Annotated in this window: 14 protein-coding genes, 1 pseudogene and 1 other annotated feature; of the genes and pseudogenes, 12 read left to right on the top strand and 3 right to left on the bottom strand. The window is 39.0% G+C overall.

What is annotated here, in order from left to right; all coding sequences use genetic code 11:
- Positions 1 to 65 precede the first annotated feature (65 nt).
- The 7 genes and pseudogenes from ESP02_RS08265 to ESP02_RS08235 all read left to right on the top strand — a co-directional run bounded on the left by ESP02_RS08265 (position 66) and on the right by ESP02_RS08235 (position 4,623).
- On the top strand, positions 66 to 587 hold the full coding sequence (locus ESP02_RS08265; protein WP_038398408.1) for a hypothetical protein: 522 nt from the start codon (positions 66 to 68) through the stop codon (positions 585 to 587).
- Positions 587 to 762: pseudogene (locus ESP02_RS08260) on the top strand (DUF2974 domain-containing protein); the annotation flags it as partial. The gene ESP02_RS08265 and the pseudogene ESP02_RS08260, both read left to right, overlap by 1 nt.
- 260 nt (positions 763 to 1,022) lie before the next feature.
- The gene (locus ESP02_RS08255; protein WP_002373567.1) at positions 1,023 to 1,538 is read left to right on the top strand and encodes a hypothetical protein; all 516 of its coding nucleotides are present in this window, start codon (positions 1,023 to 1,025) and stop codon (positions 1,536 to 1,538) included.
- Positions 1,538 to 2,896, top strand: a complete 1,359-nt coding sequence (locus tag ESP02_RS08250) for a DUF2974 domain-containing protein (protein WP_038398409.1) — start codon at positions 1,538 to 1,540, stop codon at positions 2,894 to 2,896. Before ESP02_RS08255 ends, ESP02_RS08250 begins: the two co-directional genes overlap by 1 nt.
- Positions 2,897 to 2,912: 16 nt before the next feature.
- Entirely contained in the window at positions 2,913 to 3,224 is a 312-nt protein-coding gene (locus tag ESP02_RS13330; RefSeq protein WP_002373564.1) for a hypothetical protein, read from the top strand.
- A gap of 18 nt (positions 3,225 to 3,242) precedes the next feature.
- Positions 3,243 to 3,506, top strand: coding sequence for a hypothetical protein (locus tag ESP02_RS08245; RefSeq protein WP_002373562.1), 264 nt, complete (start codon positions 3,243 to 3,245; stop codon positions 3,504 to 3,506).
- A gap of 457 nt (positions 3,507 to 3,963) precedes the next feature.
- Positions 3,964 to 4,623, top strand: coding sequence for a Crp/Fnr family transcriptional regulator (locus ESP02_RS08235; RefSeq protein ID WP_002292592.1), 660 nt, complete (start codon positions 3,964 to 3,966; stop codon positions 4,621 to 4,623).
- A 79-nt stretch (positions 4,624 to 4,702) separates the two neighbouring features.
- Here ESP02_RS08235 and ESP02_RS08230 read toward each other — a convergent pair whose 3' ends face one another.
- Positions 4,703 to 6,313: an ABC transporter permease gene (locus ESP02_RS08230; RefSeq protein WP_002373558.1), complete on the bottom strand. Its 1,611-nt coding sequence runs from the start codon at positions 6,311 to 6,313 to the stop codon at positions 4,703 to 4,705.
- 12 nt (positions 6,314 to 6,325) lie between these two features.
- Entirely contained in the window at positions 6,326 to 7,207 is an 882-nt protein-coding gene (locus tag ESP02_RS08225; RefSeq protein WP_002373557.1) for an ABC transporter ATP-binding protein, read from the bottom strand.
- Between the two features lie 253 nt (positions 7,208 to 7,460).
- Here ESP02_RS08225 and ESP02_RS08220 point away from each other — a divergent pair, with 253 nt between their 5' ends.
- Complete coding sequence (locus tag ESP02_RS08220; RefSeq protein WP_002292597.1) at positions 7,461 to 8,060, top strand: TetR/AcrR family transcriptional regulator; 600 nt, start codon at positions 7,461 to 7,463, stop codon at positions 8,058 to 8,060.
- A 68-nt stretch (positions 8,061 to 8,128) separates the two neighbouring features.
- Here ESP02_RS08220 and ESP02_RS08215 read toward each other — a convergent pair whose 3' ends face one another.
- On the bottom strand, positions 8,129 to 9,430 hold the full coding sequence (locus ESP02_RS08215; protein ID WP_010731891.1) for a polysaccharide deacetylase family protein: 1,302 nt from the start codon (positions 9,428 to 9,430) through the stop codon (positions 8,129 to 8,131).
- Between the two features lie 262 nt (positions 9,431 to 9,692).
- Positions 9,693 to 9,898, top strand: a binding site (T-box leader).
- Positions 9,899 to 10,002: 104 nt separating this feature from the next.
- Here ESP02_RS08215 and tyrS point away from each other — a divergent pair.
- From tyrS to nhaC, 4 genes are all read left to right on the top strand, one after another.
- On the top strand, positions 10,003 to 11,259 hold the full coding sequence (gene tyrS / locus ESP02_RS08210; protein WP_002315946.1) for a tyrosine--tRNA ligase: 1,257 nt from the start codon (positions 10,003 to 10,005) through the stop codon (positions 11,257 to 11,259).
- Between the two features lie 291 nt (positions 11,260 to 11,550).
- Positions 11,551 to 13,428, top strand: coding sequence for a tyrosine decarboxylase (tdc, locus tag ESP02_RS08205; RefSeq protein WP_002286400.1), 1,878 nt, complete (start codon positions 11,551 to 11,553; stop codon positions 13,426 to 13,428).
- Between the two features lie 266 nt (positions 13,429 to 13,694).
- On the top strand, positions 13,695 to 15,092 hold the full coding sequence (gene tyrP / locus ESP02_RS08200; protein WP_002316652.1) for a tyrosine-tyramine antiporter: 1,398 nt from the start codon (positions 13,695 to 13,697) through the stop codon (positions 15,090 to 15,092).
- 108 nt (positions 15,093 to 15,200) lie between these two features.
- A complete protein-coding gene (gene nhaC / locus ESP02_RS08195; protein WP_002292602.1) occupies positions 15,201 to 16,568 on the top strand; it encodes a Na+/H+ antiporter NhaC in 1,368 nt (455 codons plus the stop codon).
- Positions 16,569 to 16,779: the final 211 nt, after the last annotated feature.

Here is a 16,779-nt window from a genome sequence, read left to right as displayed (position 1 = left end):
GATAGGTCTATGGTAAAATCCATTTAAAGCGTTTTCTTTGCGAAGAGAAGTAAGAAGGAGCAAGCATGAAAAAAATCATTTTCAGAGGACTCATAGTTGTCATTGCACTGAGTATAGGAGGGAAAATATTGATGGATAAAAGAGAAAAAGACAACGAAGAACTGCGTACCATCCAAACCGATTTGGCCGATTATTTGTATAATCATTATGAGATTTATACAAAAGATAAGGACAAAATCAATGAAGCAGATAAGAAATACAATGGTGGTACTGGAACAATAACAGATGACGAATACTTAGAGAGTTTAAAAAATGCTAGGCAATATTTCAACATCGAAAAAATAGAATTTACAGGTTTCTCTGTAACCCCTATGAAATCTTTAGAGGTACATTTCGAAATCAATGACCTGCTTTCTCACACTGCGACATTAGGAGTAAAGTCTGCAGAAACAGGTCAGTGGATCTATAGGATTGATAGTGGTATAGAAAAACAGGGGCAAGATCATTATCTCAGTAGAAAAGATCAAGAGACCAATATGAGCATACCCATGAATATCGTCACATTCTATGATGGGGGGATCGACTGATGGATCAGAATCGAATTTTTTCAGAAACAGTTTATCAAGTAGAAGTAGGAAAAATTAAAAATGGTGATAGAACGGGGAAAAGCAATGAATATTTAATTCTTGATACGGTAAACACCGACAAACATACGATTGGAAACGAAAAAACACAAAAAAAAACGGTATGCAGGCCATGGTTGAGATTCCAACCAAGCTATGAAAAATTTAATAAAATCTAAAGACATAACAGTTAACGAACTCTAAAAAACAACAATCACTTGCGTCCCGCTCATTCTTTTGTATATGTGTTTCGATTTACATAACAGAAAAAATGAAAAAATATTCATTTCGTTATCAAACAAGGAAAAGTAAGAAAAAGGCTTCTTTTTTCACTGATAAGCCTATGGTAAAATCCATTTAAAGCGTTTTCTTTACGAAGAGAAGTAAGAAGGAGCAAGCATGAAAAAAATCATTTTCAGAGGAGTCATAGTCATCATTGCACTGAGTATAGGAGGGAAAATATTGATGGATAGAAGAGAAAAAGATAATGAAGAACTGCGTACCATCCAAACCGATCTGGCAAATTATTTGTATAATTATTATGAGATTTTTAGAGAAAATCCTGAACAATCAGAAGAATTAGACAAAGCATACAATGGAGGGAAAGGTGACTTAAGTACTCAGGAATACTTAGATAAAAGCTTAGAGATAAGAGAATATTCAAAAATTAAAAAAATAGAATTTACAGGTTTCTCTGTAGGACCGATGAAAGGGTTGGTAGTTGGATTTATCATCAATGATGTTTACCCAGATGAAACGACGCTAGATACGAGATCAGCCGAAACAAATAGGTGGCTGTATTCCTTCAACACTGGGAATACTAGGAATTCATATGTACTAACTAAAAAAAATTCTTCGACAGATGAAAAAATGCCTGAAGAAAACATTATCTATTATGAAAAGGGAGTCAAGTGATGGACCAAAACAAAGAATTCTCTAAAGCAGTATATGGCGTTGAAACAGGGAAAGTAAAAGTCAACGAAAAAATCGTTGAGGATAAATATCTTGTTATTGATATCACTGATACCGACAAACATACGATCGGAAAAGAAAAAACACCAAAGAAAAACGGTATGCAGGCCATGGTCGTGGCTGAAATCAAAGATGAATATAAAATGTATGTAAAAGATAAACTGAAAAAAGTTGAGGGCTATCCCAAATCCGTCATCAAAAAAGACCTGACTATCGCCTACGCAGGTACCAAAAGTTGGCAGGACTGGAAAACGAACATCCGAGAAGTCGGCTTCGAGGACAAACACGACAACGGCGCCTTCCAGTCGGCTTTAGCGTATGCCGATGCAATCGAAAAGACCTATTCTGTCAAAGCCGGCTACACCATTTCCACGACCGGTCATTCCTTAGGTGGAGCACAGGCGATCTATGTCGCTGTTTTAAAAGGCTATCACGGATTTACATATGCAGCGGCAGGCCCAGGCCTGAGTGAGAAACAGCTCAAGAATTATGAAGGGCAGATCATCAATCTGTATGACACATCAGACATTGTGACCAGCGGCTGGCTGACTGGCGGGAAAGGGCAACTGCCATTTCACAGTTTCGAAATCGACAACGCCGGCTGGAAAAACTATGGACACGATCTAAATCAGTTCAGTCTCGACAAAAACGGGAATTACATCGATAAATATGGCGATATCGTCATCTATTCCGACCAACATGGAGGAATCGCCCTCGAACAGACCTTACTCGCCCAGCAAATCATCAAAAACAAAGCTATGATCCGTCAAATGGAGACATATGGCGAAAAAAATCAATGGGAAAAAAATCGGATCAGTCAACTGAAAGAAGAAAACAAGTGGCTCCAGCTACAAATCAGTGCTTTCTCCAAGCTAGTGACTTGGCGGAAAAGATTCACAGCGAGCAGCGGCGGTCTGTCGACCAATGAACAGATCTATTTAGACGACCAGCAGGCGCTGATGATCGTGAAACACGCGGCTTCCGTCTTCAATCAAGCGATGGAACAAGTGCTAGTCATTTACCAGCGTGGGATTCGTGATTTGGAACAGCTGTGGGCAGATGGTCTTGCGATGGTCCGCAGACAGACACCCCTTTTGTCTCAGAACGAAATGCTCGATGCTCTGCGAGAAGTCGGTTGTACAAAGCAGACGATCGTTGATGAACCTACGCAGGAATTCCGGGAAAAGATCTTCAAAATCAAGCAGCTTTCAGCAGAATTCTCTACCTTGGCAAAAGAGATCGAAGCGAAAATCAATGAACTGGTCCAGCGTGATCGGGACTTGGCACGACAATTATTTTAAAACAAGGAGTAGTGAGATGGAAAAAGAAAACCAGATTCATGAAACATATCGAAAAGAACGACTGCAGCTAGAAGATCAGGAAGATCAGCTCAGACAGATGCAAAAGAACATGCAGCAGATGGCAGAAACGACTTATTCCAATATACGTTTTTCGGTACGTTCCTTTGAATGCCCGAAGGATTCTTTGTATTTTGCACAAAAAGAACTCAGACGTTTAGAAGAGAGGTTCTCTCATGAATTGATGCAGAAACGAAAAAAAATCTATGATCAGCAAGATGAAGTCGAACGCCGTTATCGTGCTGATCTGCAACGATTAAACAAAAAGTAACAGGAAAGGAGATAATAAGTGATCGTTCTAGAGGAAAAAATTTGGGAAGACTACCAGAAAGAGATACAAAAAATCTCAGCAAGAGCTTTAGGGATTGCGATGACTCAAGACAAAGTCACGAAATGCAAAAAGGCGAAACAAGCCGCAGAGGTGGAAGCAAGCACGGCAAAAAAAGCGGTATCCTCTGCAACGACTGGATTGGAAAAAGCAGTAAAGGGTCGTTTCGGCAAACAAGTAACAGCGGCATTTAGTAAAAAAAGCCGAATGTTAGTAAGTTTTTGAACACCGTGAATCAGAGGTTGTGAACTTGCCGTTTAACTCTGAGTCACAAGGAACAATTTCAAAAAACAGCTTCTCATGTTTGATGAATATCGTGACTTGTACCCGAGAAGTTGGCAGGAGAACTCCGTTTATTCAAAAAATAGGAGTTGCGACAAGGCGTTTGTCACAGCTCCTATTTGACATAAGAGGCAATTTTCAATTTTACTTATGATAGTATCAAAAAATGATTTTAGGACATAAAGCACTCATTACCATTATTATCGAGAGTCTGATCCTGGTGGCCGAGGTGGCAAGCGGTATGCTTTTCCATGAAATGAGTATTCTGATCGTGGTCATAAACGACATGTGTCTGCTTACTTATCGCACAAAAAGAAAAATCTTGATACAAATCAATTACCTAAGTTAAAAGAACAAGTAGAATAACAAACAAGTAAGAAATCCAAAGGAGGAATCTGCTATGAGACATGAAGGATTGTGTGTTTCACTCGTTCCGTTATTCAATCATCTCGAGATAGAAGATCAGCAAAAAATCCACTCGTTAGTGACACACAGAAAAGTGGAAAAAGGAGAACAGATTCTTGCGCCGAATGGAGAGTCTCAATTAGTGATCGTGGCTTCCGGCAGTATGAAAGTGTATCAATTATCTGCTAGCGGAAAGGAACAGCTTTTACGAGTAGTAGAGCCGGGCGGATATGAGGGAGAGAGCCAGTTGCTAGGCGTTCCAAATGAGTCTTTATTTGGCGAAGCACTAGAAAAAACGGAAATTTGCGTATTGAGACAAAAAGATTTCTCGGAACTCTTACTGCATTATCCCGCCCTTAGTCTGAAACTTTTAGCAATCAACGCTGAGAAATTAACAAAAGTACAGCAGCAGACAACTTTTTTGATGATGGAAAAAGTAGAAGAACGAGTCGCTGTCTATCTGCTTGATTTAGCTAAAGCGACAGGGAAGAATCACTTTTTCCTGCCAATGAAAATGAAAGAACTTGCTGCATTTATCGGTACGACCCCCGAAACTTTATCTAGAAAATTTAAATTATTAGAGGAGAATGGTTATGTAAAAAGAGAGAATCGGGAAGTCTGGATCATTGATAAAGAGCAGTTAGAAGACTTGTAAATACAAAAATGACCTCCAAATGTTGGATTTTTGATCCCAATTTGGAGGCTAGCATGAAATTGAACATGCTCTTTTTTTGTTATCCTTCCACTAAATCTCTTCTCCTATAACCGATAGCACCAAGGACGATCAGTGCAAGGCTGATACAGGATAACGTAAGGAATACGGAAAGATCGAAAGAATCGTTTGGCATCCGTGGTACCCAGCTAGGGACCGCTGTTTTGGAGAACCATTCTGGTAAATCCAAAATCCCGCCAAAGTAATTGAGCGCAAAGGAGTAAGCTAAGTAGATGTAAGCAAATTTACCCATTCGAGGAAGCCAGCCGAATAGAAAGCCACTCACCCCGATAAACACTAAAACAGCAGGCAGAAAGTTGAATCCGGCTTTAAGAAACAGCAATAGATCCATATCTTTCGCATCCTTCATCGATGCCAAAGCAGAAAGTCCTAGCGCACCAGAACTAATCAGAATCGACAATATAGAAAACAGGATCGCTAGTAACAGACTTGTCCAATAAAGTTGGTTCCTAGAAATTTTTGTCGCGAACAGCTGATTCATACGTCCGTGGGTTTCTTCTGTAAATAAACGATTGATGCTAGCAATTGGTAAAATAGCAGCTAGACAAATCAAGACGACCATGATCGTGCTTGTAAAGTTTTTTTCAATTGAGACGCCAGATTGGATAAACATCTGTTTCATTAAGTCGTTACTTTCTAAAAACTGTTGCATATTCCCGTAGATAGAGCCGTATGCCGCCCCCATCAAACCAAAAGTGATAAGCCAACTGATTGTCATCCCTTTATTTAGATAAAATAATAAACCACGCAAGGATAAAAGAGAACGTTTAGCATACGGTTTTCCTTCACGTTCGGGGATATAGCCGGTGTTCAAGTCTCGATGTTCCTCTAAAACAAATGAACTGATTATCAAGATTAGACTGAACAAAAACAAATAAAGCAAAGGAATCCAGTTGTTAGTTGTAAATGGATAGGTCAAATAAGACCAGCCTAAAGGATTCCACATCGAAAGGGAGGAATCAGCTACATCTGTTATTGCTCGTAGAAGGTAAAGTCCACCTAAAAACGCTAAAGACAGACCATTCGAACTGGTTGAACTTGGCATCAGTTGTGCAGCAAACAGTGCAACGGCACTCCCCAAAATCCCCATACTACCTACAGATAGCCCAAAAAGCCAAGCACCTTCTGCAGTGATTGAATCTGCTTGAAAAAAAATCATCGTACAGCTGATTGATATTGCTAAAAGCAAATTGATCAGAATACTTTCAGCGATGACAGCTAAAGAGTTTGCTTGACGTCCGACTCGAAAGGAACGAATAAGTTCAATCAGACCAAGTTCTTCTTTTTTTCTCGTTTGGCTCACCACATGCAAAACAGAGATAACAGCAGCAAACAAACTGCAAAAAAGCAACATTTCATTTGCATACATCGCTCCTAAAGTATATTCAGCAGCATTCGAAGCTGGAGTTGGTCCGACCATTGCAATCATTGCCGGGTTTTGCAAGGTTTCGTATAATCCAGCTAATCCTTGTCCTGAAGTCAATTCTTCAAACGCAGGGACAAAACCACCAGAAAAAGCAGTGACACCGACTAGCCATATCAGGATCTTTTTCCAGTCACGGCTAAGGTTTTGAGAAAAAAGGGTGGACCAGCGTGAAAATTTATCAGTCATTTCGATTCCTCCTCATCCTTCATAGTGCCTCATGAATAAATCTTCAAGAGTCGGTGGAATAGATTCAAATTTTTTCACACCTAATTTGGAAGTTTCAGCTAAAATCACATCGAAAGCTTCGTTGTCAGCAGCAAATTGAGCAAGGTGGTCTTTTTGCACAAAATCATGGACACCGTTCAATTGTGCTAAGTGGCTGTTATCTCCTTCTGTTTCTATAGTAATGGTCGAGCGGGTCAAATGACGTAATTCATCGAGTGTTCCTTCTTCTACGACTGTTCCCTCGCGGATGATCACGACTTTATCTGCCAGCCGTTCGACTTCACTGAGAATATGAGAAGAAAGCAAGATGGATTTGCCCTGTTCTTTCAGTTTTTCAACTTCTTCTTGAAAAATAGTTTCCATCAAGGGATCTAAACCAGAAGTAGGCTCATCAAATAAATAGAGATCCGAATCAACAGCTAAAGCAGCAATCAAGCCTACTTTTTGACGATTTCCTTTTGAATAGTTTTTTGCTTTTTTCTTAGGATCAAGAGAGAAACGTTGAATCAGTTCGTCCTTTTTTTGAGCGTTCCCTTTTCCATGAAGCTTCATGAAGAGATCGATGATCGCTCCTCCAGTCAAATTTCCCCATAAAGAGATGTCACCTGGAACATAAGAAAGACGTTCATGGATAGATAAACTATCTTCCCATACATCTTGACCAAAAATTGTTGCCGTTCCGCCGTCTTTTTTTATAATCCCTAAAAGTGTCCGAATCGTCGTGGATTTTCCAGAACCATTTGGTCCGATAAATCCAACGACTTCACCTGAATGTACGGTGAAAGAGACGTCTTTTAAAGCTTCGAAACGACCAAAGCTCTTTTTCAAATGTGTGACTTTGACGATTTCTGCCATAAAAACCCCACTCCTTTTTCTGAAAATATATACTAAATAAGATTAAACAGTTTAATAAAATGCTTTTATACCTTTTTGTAAAACTTTTTTTATTATTTTAGTACATAATATTCTTTTTATAAATTTCTGTCAATGAATTCATAAACAAGGAATTGCTGGCTTGATACTTTCTCAATAGATAGTTATAATAAACCTCAGAATAAATTTGAACTATAGATATTATAAAAGTTTAAAATTACGGGAGGCTCTACAAATGAACGGTTTTGAAAAGAGAGCACAAGAGAAAAAGAAAGAGATTTTACAAGCAGCTTTTGACTTGATGAACACAGACATAGGAACCGCTGGAGTGACGATGGATAAGGTAGCTGAGAGCGCTCAGGTAAGTAAAGCGACTATTTTTAAATATTTTGGCAGCAAGGAAGGGCTGATTTATGAAGTATTTTTTACATTTATGAATGATTTAGGGCAAGAAGCGAAAGCGTTGATTGCAGAAAATCTTCCATTTGAAGAAACACTGATTGCCATGAGTGAAAACAAAATCCGTTATCTCAATCGAGTGAACAAACAATTTTATATCGATTTGATGACATACTATACAAAAAAAGAAAAAAAAGAATTTTCTGACGCGATGGATGCGTATACGCAAGAAAGTTTCAGTATCATGCTTGATCTTTTCCATCGAGGGCGTAAAGAAGGAAAAGTGGATTTGAAATATTCGGATGAGTTCTTGATCCTCTATTTTCAAGCAATGGTAGAAGGAATTTCTAAGCCGGAGATATACGCAAAACTGCTTCCATATACAGCAGAATGGACAGAAGTCCTGATCAAGGGAATCGCGCCGAAGAAGAAATAAAGCATAAAAAAGCCAAAACTGACGATAAAATGTCAGTTCGGCTTTTTTGGTTTATAAATGATGTAAAATCAAGCGGATTCGCGTGCTTCTTTGTCGTAGACATCATGAACGTTGATGAATGGATCAAGAATAGGGTTTTGTCCGTCTAAATCTGATTGGAACCGAATGCCATCGATATTGATTCGAGCATTTCGATAGAAATCCGTACCTAATTGTCCCCAAGCGGGAGTAGAAGCATCTACATTGCAGAAAATATCGAAACCTTGACTCTTTAAGTAAGCAAATTTTTGATTTTCTGCTGAATAAGGCTGCCAGTCGCTAATATCTGCACCAAATGGATAAATCAGGATATTTGTTTTTCCTAGGATAGGTGCAACTTCTTGCTGCCATAATTCATTGTCTTTTTTGACATCCTCTAATGAAGCTTGAGTCATATTCAAGTGTCCCCAGGTATGGGAAGCAAAGCTCCAGCCATCTTTCTTCAACTGATCAGCCACTTTTTTAGCTTCTTCGATCTCTTTTTTTGTTTTCTCGTTATCTCCGTATTGAGACTTGGATGTTCGATAACCTAAAACACCGTTGTAACCTGTCAGGGCCAAGGTGCCTTTTGCGCCTCGATAAGAAAAATCAGGATGTTTCTTGACAAAAGCATCGATCAGAGGAACCATGTCAAAGTCCCCAATTTCTTCCTTATCATTCTCTTTATAAACATTTTTGATTTCATTGTTATTTGATACGACTAATCGGCTAGGAAAACCGGAATTATCCATATATTCATAATAGCTGACATCATCTTGTGAAAGAACTAATGGTTTTTTTCCTTCAGGTAGCGCAAGCCCGTTAAAGGAAAGATTTCCTTGTTCGTCTTTTTGGATCAAATCATTCAAATTGACTAAAACAAAATCATTTTGATAGAGTTGTTCGATCGAACGGTTGAATTCTTCAACAGTTACCATATAGTCTTTGTATCCTTGCGCCTGTTGAGAGTGGAAGGCCTTTTGCGGGTCCACGATCAAGCTGTGAAAAAAGACGTGAGAGATCTGAGTAGGATCAGACCAGTCAATCAGTTGTTCTTTCTCCTTTTTCAGTGTTTGAAGAAGCTGCTGTGTTTCTGCAGATCCGTTTTTACTGTTTTTCTCCAATAAAGCAATCGCTTGGTCATAATCATAGCTTTGTGCCAGATTTTTTGCTTGAGTAACTAGCTGTTGCTTATCATCCATTGGCTCTTTTGTCTTTTCTGTTATTTTTTTTTCAGGAATGATCGGTTCTTTTTTTGTGTATGCCCGGATGACAAAAAACAGACTTAAAATTAAAATAACGACAGTTAAAGCAGAAGTGGCTCCTAAAATAATTTTTTGCTTTTTTTCCATATACCTCGTCCCTTGCTTTTTCATTTTTTTACTCGTCCCATTGTTCATTGTAACGAAGAAAGAATAAGAGGAAAAGTAAAGTGACTTCTCGATAAATTGCAGAAAAAATACAGAAAAAATAGTTTCTTTTAACAATAGTTAAAAATAAAATGTTCGGGATTAGAGCGGATTCAAAAAAGAAAAAATGAGGAATTTAAAAAAAATATCCTTTTTCTGTTGACAAAGAAAAAGTTGCGCTCTATGATAGACACATATTAATAATAACAAGACGAAGATTGAAACGAAGTAGTTGTTAAAGCCAATGTTTCAGAAAGCTGGTGGTTGCTGCAAACCAGTACATGCTTTAAAGCGAATTACATTTCAGGAGTCTCTGGCAGTGATTGCCACGCGACAGCGTTAAATGTTCGAGAGGTATGTTGGATATCTAGACATACAAATTGGGTGGTACCGCGAGATTTCGTCCCTTGGCTATATGCCAAGGGACTTTTTTTATTTTCCATCCCGAAGAAATACTTAATGACACATGCTAGCAGGTTCCTGCTTTCATAAAAAACTACACGGAGGTCAGTAAAATGAATATTATTGATGAATTAACTTGGCGCGACGCCATTAATCAGCAAACAAACGAAGAAAGACTTCGCGAGCTCGTTGAAGAAAAGAGCATTTCACTTTATTGCGGCGTTGATCCAACTGGTGATTCGATGCATATCGGACATTTGATCCCATTTATGATGATGAAAAGATTCCAATTGGCAGGCCATCATCCATATATTCTGATTGGCGGCGGAACAGGAACGATCGGCGACCCAAGCGGCCGTAAAACAGAACGTGTGTTGCAAACGATGGAACAAGTGCAACATAACGTGGATGCACTTTCCAATCAAATGAGAAAATTGTTTGGTAAAGACGCAAATATCACATTTGTGAACAACTACGACTGGTTGTCAAAAATCTCTTTACTTGAATTTTTGAGAGACTACGGTAAAAACTTCAACATCAACACGATGTTAGCAAAAGATATCGTTGCCAGCCGTTTGGAAGTAGGGATTTCATTCACAGAATTCACTTACCAAATCCTGCAATCCATCGACTTTTTACATCTGCATAAAACATACGATGTACAACTACAAATCGGTGGAGCAGACCAATGGGGAAATATCACAGCTGGTTTAGACCTGATCCGAAAATTAGAAGGACCAGAAGCAGAAGCGTTCGGTTTGACGATTCCATTGATGTTGAAAGCGGACGGAACGAAATTCGGAAAAACCGCAGGCGGTGCCGTTTGGCTTGATCCTAAGAAAACTTCACCATTTGAATTCTACCAATTCTGGTTGAATCAAGATGATCGTGATGTAGTGAAATACTTGAAATTCTTTACGTTCTTATCTCAAGAAGAAATTGAAGAATTAGCGAAAAAAGTAGAGACAGAACCTGAGAAACGTGAAGCACAACGCCGTTTGGCAGAAGAAGTTACAAGATTTGTGCATAGTGAAGAAGACTTGAAAGAAGCGCAAAAAATAACACAAGCATTGTTCTCTGGAAATATTAAAGAACTAAATGCGGAAGAAATCGCGCAAGGATTCGGTAAAATGCCGAACGTTGAAATTTCAAGCACACCTGAAAATATTGTGGAGCTACTTGTTTCCACAAAAATTGAACCATCTAAACGTCAGGCACGGGAAGATGTTTCAAACGGAGCTATAAGTATTAACGGTGACCGCGTTACCGATTTAAATTTTGTCATAAATCCATCCGATGAATTCGATGGTAAGTTTGTGGTTATTCGAAAAGGTAAGAAAAATTACTTTTTGGCCAAAGTAATTGATTAGAATTTAGTAAGTTTTTGCCTTGAAAAAGGGGAATACTATTACAACATTCCAATTTTGAAACCCATCCTAAAATAGAACGCTGGTTGTCGTTAATACAATCTTTGCGAGGGAATTTACTTTTGTAAATTCCCTCGTTTTTTTTAATTATTTCAAAAGTGTGAACAATTCGGATAATTGATACATATTAAAATACGATTAAAAAACGGTCGAAAGCTTAGTTTACAGAATAGGAGAACAGGTGTAATGTAGGGCTCGACAAAATTTAAATATTTTTTTTAGGAGGGTTTCACTATGAGTGAATCATTGTCGAAAGATCTAAACCTAAATGCCCTATTCATTGGGGACAAAGCTGAGAACGGCCAAATCTATAAAGCTTTGTTGAATGAATTGGTGGACGAACATTTAGGCTGGCGTCAAAACTACATGCCTCAAGACATGCCTATCATTACGCCAGAAGAAAAAAGCAGTGCTAGTTTTGAACACACTGTGAATAAAACAAAAGATGTTCTATCAGAAATTTCAGCGCGGATGCGTACCCATTCCGTTCCTTGGCATAATGCCGGACGCTACTGGGGTCATATGAACTCTGAAACATTGATGCCATCTTTACTAGCGTACAATTTTGCTATGCTATGGAATGGTAATAACGTTGCTTACGAATCTTCTCCTGCAACAAGCCAAATGGAAGAAGAAGTAGGCATGGAATTTGCAAAATTAATGAGCTATAAAGATGGCTGGGGACACATCGTTGCTGATGGTTCTTTAGCAAACTTAGAAGGACTTTGGTATGCCCGCAACATCAAATCATTGCCACTTGCTATGAAAGAAGTGACACCTGAGCTAGTTGCTGGAAAAAGCGATTGGGAATTAATGAACTTGTCAACAGAAGAAATCATGAACTTGTTAGACAGTGTTCCAGAAAAAATCGACGAAATCAAAGCTCACTCAGCACGTAGCGGAAAACATTTAGAAAAATTAGGAAAATGGTTGGTTCCACAAACAAAACACTATTCATGGCTAAAAGCTGCCGACATCATCGGTATCGGTTTAGACCAAGTAATTCCAGTGCCAGTTGACCATAACTATCGCATGGACATCAACGAACTTGAAAAAATCGTTCGTGGTCTAGCAGCTGAAAAAACACCAATCTTAGGTGTAGTCGGTGTTGTAGGATCAACAGAAGAAGGAGCAATCGACGGTATCGATAAAATCGTTGCATTGCGTCGCGTATTAGAAAAAGACGGTATTTACTTCTACTTGCACGTAGATGCTGCTTATGGCGGATATGGCCGTGCGATTTTCTTAGACGAAGACAACAACTTCATTCCATTCGAAGATTTAAAAGATGTTCATTACAAATACAACGTCTTTACAGAAAACAAAGATTATATCTTAGAAGAAGTACACAGTGCATATAAAGCAATCGAAGAAGCAGAATCTGTAACGATCGACCCACATAAAATGGGCTATGTTCCATATTCTGCCGGTGGTATCGTCATCAAAGATATCCGCATGAGAGACGTTATCTCTTACTTCGCAACATATGTATTTGAAAAAGGTGCAGATATCCCAGCATTACTTGGAGCGTATATCTTGGAAGGTTCAAAAGCAGGGGCAACAGCAGCCAGCGTTTGGGCAGCACATCATGTCTTACCTTTGAATGTCACAGGATACGGTAAATTGATGGGTGCATCAATCGAAGGGGCACATCGTTTCTACAACTTCTTGAATGACTTGTCATTCAAAGTAGGTGACAAAGAAATCGAAGTTCATCCATTAACTTATCCAGATTTCAACATGGTAGACTACGTATTCAAAGAAAAAGGCAACGACGATTTAGTTGCGATGAATAAATTGAACCATGACGTATACGATTATTCTTCATACGTGAAAGGAAGCATTTACGGTAATGAATTCTTAACTTCACATACTGACTTTGCTATCCCAGACTATGGCAACAGCCCATTGCAATTCGTGAACCAACTAGGATTCTCAGATGAAGAATGGAACCGTGCCGGAAAAGTAACTGTATTGCGTGCCAGCGTAATGACACCATACATGAACAAAGAAGAACACTTTGAAGAATATGCTGAAAAAATCAAAGCAGCTCTTCAAGAAAAATTGGAAAAAATCTACGCAGACCAATTATTGGCAAGCGAAGCAAAATAAGCAAGGTAATCATGTTAGAAAACAGCTTGAATGCTAACTGTTTCTGACGCATGTTTGGATCTGAAGAGCAAGGGGTGACCTAAGCTCTTCGATCCCTTTGTTTTGAGGTTGTCTTTGAAGAACTCCTTCAAGCAATAGACTCAAAGAATCCCCTCAAATATTCGCTGAATTGTTTCGTTTATTGCTGAAACTACTTCAAAGACACCGTTATTTTATCCAAAAAATCAAGGAGAGTGTCAACGGTGAGTAAATCTGAAGTAAGTAAAATGGGTCTTGGGACCTTTATCGGTCTGACAATGGCACTGTGTGCAACGGTTCGAAGTATTCCTACGTTAGCCGCAGTCGGTTGGACATTGATTTTTTATTCAATTTTTGCAGTTTTGTTTTTTGCCGGTCCGATATCAATGGTTTCCGGTGAGCTTTCAACGATGCTTCCTCAAGAAGGCGGTCCTCAGTTATGGGTAAAAACAGCACTGGGCAGCAAATGGGGATTTGTCGTTGCATGGCTATTATGGGTGCAAATGTTCCCAGGTATGGTAATGGTCGCTTCTACTTTAGGACCATTGTTAGGAAACACATTTGGTAATGTAGAACTTGGCAATAATCATTGGTTCGTTTTAGGTTGTATTTTAGTTATCTACTGGATCATCACGATCTTGAACTTGAAATTCGATATGGCAAAAGTCGGCGGGAACATCGGTGTATGGCTAGGGGTATATATCCCAGTAGTCATCATGTTCGTTTTAGGTGTTTTGGCAGCCTTCAAAGTCGGACTAGTCTCAAACGGCTATCTAGGTGACTTTTCATGGTCAAAAGCTTTCCCTGACTTGGAACATATTGATTCATTGAAATACTTAGCTGGTATCACATTTATTTTTGTTGGGATTGAAATGAGTTCTGTTTACATGCCTCGTTTGAAAGACGCAACAAAAAATTATACAAAAGGCGTATTTATCGCTTTGATCGGATTAGTTTTATTGAATGTCATCAATGCGATGCTTGTTGCCAATGTCGTACCAGATGGAAAAATGGAATTAGCAAATATCACGCAGCCAATCTTGATTGATTGCCAAATCCTAGGCTTACCAGAAGTGATTGGAAATATCTTCAGCTTCATGGTATTTATTGGTGTGCTTTTACAATTATCAGCTTGGGTTACTGGACCATCAAAAACAATCATCCAAGTAGCTCGTGAAGGATTCCTTCCACCAAAATTCGGATTCCATAAAGAAAACAAATACGGCGTATCTAGAAATGTCGTTCTAACACAATCAATCGTTATTTCATTATTTGCTTTGCTTTATGGTGTAATGGATGACGTAAGTGCTGTGTTCTTGACACTTACAAATGCTACAACTGTTATTTATTGTATCGTGTACATTTTGATTGCTGTTTCATTGCTTAAAATGCGTAAGAAACATCCAGAATTTGAACGTCCTTACCGAATTGGTAAAAACGGAAACGGCTTAGCTTGGGTAGTCAGCTGCATGCTGATCTTCTCTATCATCGTTGTCGTATTTGCTACATTAGGTACAGCGACATTGAGTGATGCATTATTAGTAGCAGCTATCACAGTGGTCATGTTCGTTATTCCATTGATTATCAATCACTTCAAGAAAGATTCTTGGGGGATTGAGGTAGAAAAAAGTTTAGAAGAAAAATAAAAAAATAAGTCTTTCAGCCGACGATCTGTCGCTGATTTAGTAGGAGGTCCTGCCAAGTGAATAGTTTTTTCATGGCAGGGCCTTTTCATTTGAAATAGGAGATCGACGATGAATAAAAATATTTCTTTAAAAGAAAGTATCGCTGTATTGATCGTGTTGTTGGCACTCCTAGGAGTACTGATCATCGGATTCCAACTCTCGCCACATATCCCGATCCTTGCAGCTTTCATGTGTTTGTTGTTTTATGGCAGATTTAAAAAGTTTTCATGGGATGAGATCCATGACGGAATCATCAAAGGAATCACTCCGGGGATCATTCCGATCCTGATTTTTCTTTTGATTGGCGTCTTGGTTGCCTCTTGGATTCTATCTGGAACCATCCCTACGATCATGGTTTATGGATTCAAACTTGTCTCTGTACGTTTCTTTTTACCGACAGCATTTCTTGTTTGTGCAATTGTCGGAGTGACAGTCGGCAGTTCATTTACGACGATTTCGACGATTGGGATTGCTTTTTTGGGAATCGGTCATTTGCTTGGATTCAACGATGCAATGACTACAGGAGCGGTCGTTTCTGGTGCATTTTTAGGGAATAACTGCTCGCCTTTATCAGATACGACAAACTTGGCAGCTGGTATCGGCGGAGTCAATCTATTCGAACATATCGCTGGCATGCGTTATACGGATTTTCCGGCATTCGTCCTTTCGCTGCTTTTTTATACGATATTAGGACATAACAGTCATTCAGCCGACCTAGCCAGTATCAATGAAATGATCCAAAATATGAAAGCAAGCTTTTGGATTTCTCCTTGGACATTGATTCCGTTAGTTATTTTATTTGGCGGGGCAATCAAAAAAATCCCAGCTATCCCTACATTATTAGCAGGATCGACAGCCGCCCTCGTTCTTTCCTTTATCCATGAGAAAAGTTTGACGATTGGAAAAGCAGCAGACATCTTGATGAATGGTTATGTCGCGCATACACCTGATCCCAAGCTAGATGAACTGCTTTCTCGAGGCGGGATCATGAGTATGTTGGGTTCAGCCAGTTTGATTTTACTGGCATTGGCATTAGGTGGTTTATTGATCAAATATTTGATTGTTGAGACCATCGTGCAAGAATTAAAAGAAAAGATGGACCGACCTTCTCGTTTAGTCGGGTTTACTGCCTTGAGTTGTATCGGAGTCAATCTGATCGTTGGAGAGCAGTACCTGTCCATCATTCTTCCAGGAGAAACATTCAAACGCTCCTTTGATGAGGTTGGCTTATCAAAAAACTATTTGACACGGACGTTAGCAGATTCAGGAGCAACCGTCAATTCTCTTGTACCGTGGGGAGTTAGCGGCACATTCATTATGGGGACGATGAAAGTTAGCGCGTTGCATTACTTGCCATTCGCTTTTTTCTCGATCCTTGCTCCTGTCTTTACAATAATAGGCGGTTTTTTATTGAATCGCCGACATGTGAAAAATTGAAGAAAAGATCAAAAGGTTGTGACTATTTTTGTCACAGCCTTTTTTGCGAAACTAGCGATTTATACGATTGAAAAACTATCTTTTCTTCAAAAAGAAATAATAGGAATAGAAGCCTTGATAATTGCGATAAAATAAAAATGGATAGATAAAATTCGAGAGAAACATGTATTGACGTAGCAGATGAAAGGGTCAGTTGTGTTGGTGTATCGGG

It is taken from the genome of Enterococcus sp. NBRC 3427 (assembly GCF_007996925.1).
In the GTDB taxonomy this organism is placed as follows: Bacteria; Bacillota; Bacilli; order Lactobacillales; family Enterococcaceae; genus Enterococcus_B; species Enterococcus_B lactis.
This window is presented reverse-complemented; position numbering and strand designations above follow the sequence as displayed.

Bases quoted from the DNA above. Each gene is read 5' to 3' on its own strand.
- ESP02_RS08265 (WP_038398408.1), top strand. From the start codon at position 66: ATGAAAAAAATCATTTTCAGAGGACTCATAGTTGTCATTGCACTGAGT.
- ESP02_RS08255 (WP_002373567.1), top strand. From the start codon at position 1,023: ATGAAAAAAATCATTTTCAGAGGAGTCATAGTCATCATTGCACTGAGT.
- ESP02_RS08250 (WP_038398409.1), top strand. From the start codon at position 1,538: ATGGACCAAAACAAAGAATTCTCTAAAGCAGTATATGGCGTTGAAACA.
- ESP02_RS13330 (WP_002373564.1), top strand. From the start codon at position 2,913: ATGGAAAAAGAAAACCAGATTCATGAAACATATCGAAAAGAACGACTG.
- ESP02_RS08235 (WP_002292592.1), top strand. From the start codon at position 3,964: ATGAGACATGAAGGATTGTGTGTTTCACTCGTTCCGTTATTCAATCAT.
- ESP02_RS08230 (WP_002373558.1), bottom strand. From the start codon at position 6,313: ATGACTGATAAATTTTCACGCTGGTCCACCCTTTTTTCTCAAAACCTT.
- ESP02_RS08225 (WP_002373557.1), bottom strand. From the start codon at position 7,207: ATGGCAGAAATCGTCAAAGTCACACATTTGAAAAAGAGCTTTGGTCGT.
- ESP02_RS08220 (WP_002292597.1), top strand. From the start codon at position 7,461: ATGAACGGTTTTGAAAAGAGAGCACAAGAGAAAAAGAAAGAGATTTTA.
- ESP02_RS08215 (WP_010731891.1), bottom strand. From the start codon at position 9,430: ATGGAAAAAAAGCAAAAAATTATTTTAGGAGCCACTTCTGCTTTAACT.
- tyrS (WP_002315946.1), top strand. From the start codon at position 10,003: ATGAATATTATTGATGAATTAACTTGGCGCGACGCCATTAATCAGCAA.
- tdc (WP_002286400.1), top strand. From the start codon at position 11,551: ATGAGTGAATCATTGTCGAAAGATCTAAACCTAAATGCCCTATTCATT.
- tyrP (WP_002316652.1), top strand. From the start codon at position 13,695: ATGGGTCTTGGGACCTTTATCGGTCTGACAATGGCACTGTGTGCAACG.
- nhaC (WP_002292602.1), top strand. From the start codon at position 15,201: ATGAATAAAAATATTTCTTTAAAAGAAAGTATCGCTGTATTGATCGTG.